The organism is Acinetobacter sp. YH12227 (assembly GCF_013417785.1).
In the GTDB taxonomy this organism is placed as follows: domain Bacteria; phylum Pseudomonadota; class Gammaproteobacteria; order Pseudomonadales; family Moraxellaceae; genus Acinetobacter; species Acinetobacter gandensis.
In genome coordinates, this window is the sequence record NZ_VPDH01000117.1 from 1 (window position 1) to 6,405 (window position 6,405).

A 6,405-nucleotide genomic window follows, 5' to 3' on the forward strand; every position below is an offset into this window, starting at 1 on the left:
ATCTGGAGCTATCCAATTTAATCCGCAAAGTTTAATCAGACTTTGCACAAAGCCAGTGACCATACGTAAAGACAGACGGAATAAGGATTTAATCATTAAGCAGCATTGGATGGCTGCGTCGGAGTAGATTTGATTTCGCCCTTGTTTGCCTTTTGATGGAGCATATCATTGCGTAGCAGGATCAAACCAAATGGCAATATTTCCTCGACTCATGAGTGCTCGGTTATATGCGGGCCAATTGGTTGTGCGGTAGATTTTGTGTGTAGGCTTCTTCATTTGAAAATTATATCGCTGAAAAACCCTTTACAGATAGGTTTGTGCAACAAAGCCATTCAGAATTGAAATAGAAAAATTTAAAAATAAATAACTTGGAAATAGATTTTATGATAAAATTCAATCAGCTATATTAATTTCTACACTTATGTCTGCACTACAAAAAATTAATGAAGATATGATAGTGAATCTTCCTAAGGGTGATTTACACGTTCATTTAAATGGAGCTATTCCAACAAATTTAGTTAAGGAATTATTAGCAAAAAATACAAATGGAATTCCCTCAAATTTTGATATTAATAAAGATTTAAATATTCTCGAACCACAAAAAAATCTGCAAGATTATTTAAAACCATGGAAAGTCTTAAATTTAATACCTAGATCGCAGAGTGATTTAAATAAAATAGTATTACAAACATTTTTTAGTTTAAAACGGCTTTGTTGTATAAACATTCTTCAAGATACTGATTTTTAAGGATTTGTTTAAATTTTAATCCAAAAATAAATTAAACAAAATCATAGTCTTAGATATTTATGCAACAAAGCCCCATTAGAGCTAAACTCCATTTACTAATGTCATATTTAAATCTAATGGTATGAAAGTACTATCAAATATACTGTTTAAATTACAGCGATTTCATTCTTGCTTCCATTATTTCGAATTTGAAGTCTTGGAACCATTGAATTATTTAAGTAATCATAAATAACCATTTCAGGATGATGCAGATCAAATGCTTGTCCAAACCATATACAAGCAGCATTGGATGCACATGGTAAGACATGAATTTTGGTAATTCCTTTATCTGTTAGACTATGAAATAACGCATGAATATCTTGCATGAAACTTAGTCCTCGTTCAGGATTTCTTATTGCTCCATTCCCCATATATTCTGGTTTAGCAGTAATATTAATTACCGGATGTCCTAATTCAACAGCCTTATTTTTAGAGGTTTCTGGATCAGCAGTGAGATTCAATCTAATAGTAATTTCAGTACAATCTTCTATTTCACTGAAATTATTAATTTCATACGCTTTGGTTGTACATATAAGATCAGGCCACATCCAACAACTTCCATCCCTATACATAAGCATAGGTATAAATTTCCCTTTATTTCCTAATTTACTTCCTAATGCTATTAGGCATGGCATAGGGCCGAAGCCAAAAATAGCTACTCTCTTATCATCAAATTTAGTTTCCCTAAGTAATTGTTCTGTTTGAACTTCAAATTCTTCTAAAAAATACTTTTTATAGAACTCATCAGCTGAAGCTCTTAAATGAGCTGGTAATGGTTCATGAATTAGTGTCTTATCTTTATGCAAAATAGATTTTAATGGGAGAAGGCAGCTTGCAATATCACGTCGTGAAGGAGACTGAGGAATATTGCGATTCACGGGCCAGAAAAATAAATACACTGGCATAGGAGTAAAGCTTAAAGAATCTAATAAATCTTCGCATTGTGCTGTGAAATTACTTCTCATTTGCGAGAGTCTTGAAGCTGTATATTCTGCGCCAGCAACTTTATCAATTAACCTATGATGTTTTTCACATAATAATAAAATATTCGTTGGATCATCTGATAGTTGATATGAGAAGAAGGGGATACCGCGAGTAGAATTTTCTGATGCTGCAACATTATGAGCTAAAACGCCATATGTACCTTCAAATCCAGTTATTTCATCTATGTTTAATTTTGCACCACATCCTTTAAACATACATCGGCCATGACTTGAGAGATAAATCTGGTTTTTATCTTTTTCAGATAAATCGTTACCCCTACCTGTAAGATGCTCAAAATCAAAAATTCTTTTTATGAAATATTCTAATTGGTTTACAGGGTTTGGTTTTTGTTTAGGAATCTTTCTAGGAACAAAATCTACATCTTTAACTTCGCTCTCTTGAGAGGAGGTTAAATTCCATGTTTCTTTTAACTTTTCAAAATCATGTAGAGTGTGGGCATCAATTATGTGACCTTGAAGAAAGCGTGCATAAATGGAAATTTTTTTGGCAAGCAATCTTCGGACAAAAGTTAAAGTATCATCATAATTGAGAATTATACGGAAAAAACTTTCAGGGCTTTTATTTTTCAATAAGACAAAAATTATATTTTTACGTTCTTCATCAACTAATACACCTAATGAATCTATACAAATATGCTTTAAAATTTCTTCTATATATTTATTTGCATTTGATAAATCATCTATTGCTGATAAAGAAGTCTGTAAACTTAGGGATGGGTCTAGTTGCATTTTCAATTTAACTCAATATAACCTAACAGTTTGATTTTAAAATTTTTTCTACCAATCCAGATTCCAGTTTTTACTCTTCCGATTATTAAATATAAAACTGGGTCATTAAGATTGGTAATGCCATTTAGAACAGTATCTATATCCCTTAAATCGGTTGGAGAGGGTGTTGGTACATCTTCAGGATGTGTATGCCATAGGCCTTGAAAATTATAGAATTTTTTAGATTCGTTCCAAGCTTGTATTAAAGCATATTGGTGGGACTTTGACCTAAAGAAAGACATACGTGTTTGACAGTCTCCTTCCATAGGAGAGGTAAAGCTTTCAATGATTTTAGCTTTAGTTTCTATGTCTGTTCTTCCAATTAGAATGCCACCCGATTCTGGAGAATCTGATTCTAATTGTATAAATTGCTTTAAACTCTTTAAAACATTTGCTTGAATAATAAAGACTTGGCCTGTAGGTGTGTCACATTTAATCCTCCCTTGAGTTATGTATTGCAACATGGGCATACTTCTTTATAAATTTCTTTTAAATTCAATATATTAATTCCATTTGAATTATTTACTGAATTATAAAAAGGGGTAGTAATTATTCCATTTTTATTTGCATTCTGATTGTCGCCAGAAATAGAAACAAATCCTAATTGTTGATTCAGGACATATTCAGAAATATAGCTTGCTAGCTTCATGCAATTTAAAGAAGAGAAGGGGGTAAATGCACCAGCACACCCTGTAATATTTTTAGCAATTAGCTGTCCAGATTGTACATATTTATACATAGGGGTAAGACTTTTATTTGATTTTTCATCAAAATATAAGCAGTTTAAACATCCTACATGTTTATTATTGAAAGAAATAAAATGTCCACCTAAATCATAAGGTTCTAACCAGCCTATTATTACTTGAATGTTTGCACTTATTTCATAAATAGTTTTTACGAGAGAAATCTCAGTAGGAGTATGGCCAATTGCTATGATGATAGTATCAATATCTTCAGTAATTTTTGATTTTATCCAGCTTTCACCATGGCTTACGAATGGAAAAATAGTTAATCCGGGCCTTTCTATTAAAAACTTATTAGCTAAAGAAGTAGATTTATAGGTATTAACATACTGCAAACCTAAAGAATGACGATAAATATTATCTGTTTTTAAAAGCTCTGGATCTATGAAAGAAAATTTATTTACGCCTGTTTGAGCTAATATCTCTGCAATCTTTGAGCCTAAAGCCCCACATCCGATAATCGCTATATGTCTTGTTTTTTTCTCTTGCCCCGTTCTATTTAATAAATAATCTATCCACGCTCTTTGTGTTAAAGAGACTTTAAAGCCTTTGAAGGATACTTTTTCTTTGAAAGAATACCAAATGGCATAATAAAAAATCACATAAGCAAATCCATGTTCATTTGGAATTCCCACTAGGGCATAATGATTGCCTTGTTTTAACAAAGATCGTTTGTTCTCATTAGAGAGGGTATTAACAATTTTTAGAAAATAGTCCTCATTAAAATAATCTCCTATATCTGGTATGGGGAAAACAGAAGCATCTTCTAATAATATCTTATGAATTTTTACTTTTGTGAGCTGGTTGTGGTTTATGTAAGAACTATCGCCATCATCAATATGCTCTAATATTTGATGATTCCCTTTTGATGATTTTCTTAACCAACCATATAAATTAAATGTAGAAGTAGGGTCGCAATGTAATATTACATCCTCATTTATATTTTGAGTGCTGCCTAAATATCCTTCTAGTTCGTTATACAAGCTTACTCGGTTGTTTAATTGAAAATTAATAAAAGATTGCTTGAGTATATCTATAGCCCTTTCAAAGAATTCAGTAATAAGTTCTTTATGTCTATAGCCTTCAAAGTTTTCACCTTGATGATCCGTAGTACAAATTTCCCCACTTTGACTCACATGATCTAAGGCAGACATTGGTCGTGTCAATATTCTAAAAATGGGAGGTATCGTCCAATTAGCTCTATTTTGAAAAATTAGACCAAGGCAAACCTGTTGTGTATTAATGAGAAAATCAAATTTTAGATTAACCCAATCCTTAGTAATAGAAGTGACATGGATATTTTGAGCTCCATGTTCACTTAATAGCTTTTCAATATTGTCTAACTTTGGGTTATCAAAAAACATTGAGTTTTCCTAAGCAGATTTTCCTTCTTGAGTGTAATAAGTTTGTACTACTGGTTCGGACACTTCTTGTATTTCAGGGATAGGGAATTGTCTTCCAAAAGTTTTATTTAAAATTTTGCAAGCTTCTACTGTATCAGTTTCCTCATTTACAGCTTCTAAAGATGATTTTAAATCTTCAAGTTTTGATTTTAAGTGCTCCATTTGTTTTCGGGTCAATTTTTCGAGTAAGTCTACACCTTGATGTGCAGGTAAATTAATTACGAGTCTGAAGTAATACTCGTTATTTTCTGGATCAATGCTAAAGGTAGTGAATTGATCTAATACATTATTTACTATAGAAAGTAATACCTTATTATCATTCTCATAATCTTCAGCTGTTATATGCTCATATACAGCTGTAGTGATAGCAATACTCTTAAAAAAATCTAGACCTTTCTCATTTCGCCATTGTTTCAAGTAGCGAGTACATCGTCTAAACTGATGACGTAAATCTGAATCATCTTCAAATTTTCCCAAAATTGTATCGGTAAGTTCAGTAGGATTTGAAATATCCCAAGTCTTAAGGTCTTCAGAGGAGAATTCCTTACCTCGAGCTAGATACATATTGCCTTTGTCGTCTTCAGCGTAGATGGGCAGATCTACATGATAATCGGGACTACCATTTTTGAGATAAGTGACAGTTACGCAAGGTCGTTTGATCGTTACAGTTCTATTTGAATGAGTTAAAGCATCTCTAACAATTTTTTTAATTTCTACTGAGCCATATTCCTCTTTGTCACAATCTAATAAAACTCCTACATCAATATCATAATCTCCATTCTTAGGCTTAATCCCTGTGCCCAAGGCATAACTACCTTGATTAAAGTATTCAACAAATTGAGGACCATTTGGATCCTTTTTGAGTTCATCTTTTAAGGTGCTAATCAAAAGGTCACGTTTTTCACGTAATGTACTTTCTTCGTCATAACGACCTAATCGAATATTTGTGTGGAACTTAGCATAGTGTTTTTGTGGATTCGCCATATTGTTGTATTCCTGTAGTGCTTTTGTTGTTATGGGGATCTCCTATATTAAATACAAGTTAAGACATTAAAAAAAATAGAATTTTTAAAGGGAAAATTTAATCAAAAAATATTTAAACAAACGATGAGATGTATCAATCTCCAATTTTTAGCATTCCTTCCCAACTAAAATAGTTTTGAGTCAAATTCTTTCTGGACATCGCCCATACACGACCATGCATCTTGCAAGGTCCAATTACGGCATCGCCACCACAGAGTAAAAAGAATGTTCAAAATAAACAGTCTAAAAATTCTGAATAGCCTTTTAGAACAGAGAGTTAAGGCACACAATTTAAAATAGTCAGTGAGCCTATCAAAATCCTCATGTATGAAACCTAAGAAGTTCCACATTTTTCTGGGTATACAAGCCTAAATTTTATGGAAAGAATTCATATGCTGCTCCTTTAGCTAAAAGAGTATTCAGCTTACGATTCGTGGTTATTTTCAACAGTGCCTTCTGGTAAGGGTCGGCACCTGCACATCAAAAAAATCTCCCCCCAGAGTACGGCTGTTTCTATCGGGGGTAGAATATTCATTCTGTTACTTTAGACTATAGCCTAACGGAACAAAATAAAGTCTTAAAAAGCAACTCAAAAACCGTATTTATAGACTTAATATTTAATTTCGGTACAATATGTATTTAATTATCTAAACTCTAACGGTACAGAATGCCTAATC

The 6,405-nt window shown here is 32.4% G+C and carries 5 protein-coding genes and 1 pseudogene; 1 reads left to right on the plus strand and 5 read right to left on the minus strand.

The genetic code is table 11. The features are described 5' to 3' along the window. Nucleotides 1-276, minus strand: a pseudogene (locus FTV09_RS16630) (transposase); the annotation flags it as partial. A 145-nt stretch (nt 277-421) separates the two neighbouring features. Here FTV09_RS16630 and FTV09_RS16635 point away from each other — a divergent pair. Continuing rightward, nucleotides 422-748, plus strand: a complete 327-nt coding sequence (locus tag FTV09_RS16635) for a hypothetical protein (protein WP_005028412.1) — start codon at nt 422-424, stop codon at nt 746-748. A gap of 146 nt (nt 749-894) precedes the next feature. Here the strand turns inward: FTV09_RS16635 and FTV09_RS16640 are convergent, their stop codons facing one another. From FTV09_RS16640 to FTV09_RS16655, 4 genes are read right to left on the minus strand one after another with little or no spacing between them, the layout of a single operon-like run. Continuing rightward, a complete protein-coding gene (locus FTV09_RS16640; protein WP_005006366.1) occupies nt 895-2,520 on the minus strand; it encodes an SAVED domain-containing protein in 1,626 nt (541 codons plus the stop codon). A 2-nt stretch (nt 2,521-2,522) separates the two neighbouring features. Continuing rightward, complete coding sequence (locus FTV09_RS16645) at nt 2,523-3,023, minus strand: Mov34/MPN/PAD-1 family protein (protein ID WP_005006362.1); 501 nt, start codon at nt 3,021-3,023, stop codon at nt 2,523-2,525. Beyond that, nucleotides 3,008-4,666, minus strand: coding sequence for a ThiF family adenylyltransferase (locus FTV09_RS16650; protein WP_005006360.1), 1,659 nt, complete (start codon nt 4,664-4,666; stop codon nt 3,008-3,010). The genes FTV09_RS16645 and FTV09_RS16650 overlap by 16 nt, the downstream gene beginning before the upstream one ends. 9 nt (nt 4,667-4,675) lie before the next feature. Further along, a complete protein-coding gene (locus tag FTV09_RS16655) occupies nt 4,676-5,689 on the minus strand; it encodes a nucleotidyltransferase (protein WP_005006358.1) in 1,014 nt (337 codons plus the stop codon). Nucleotides 5,690-6,405: the final 716 nt, after the last annotated feature.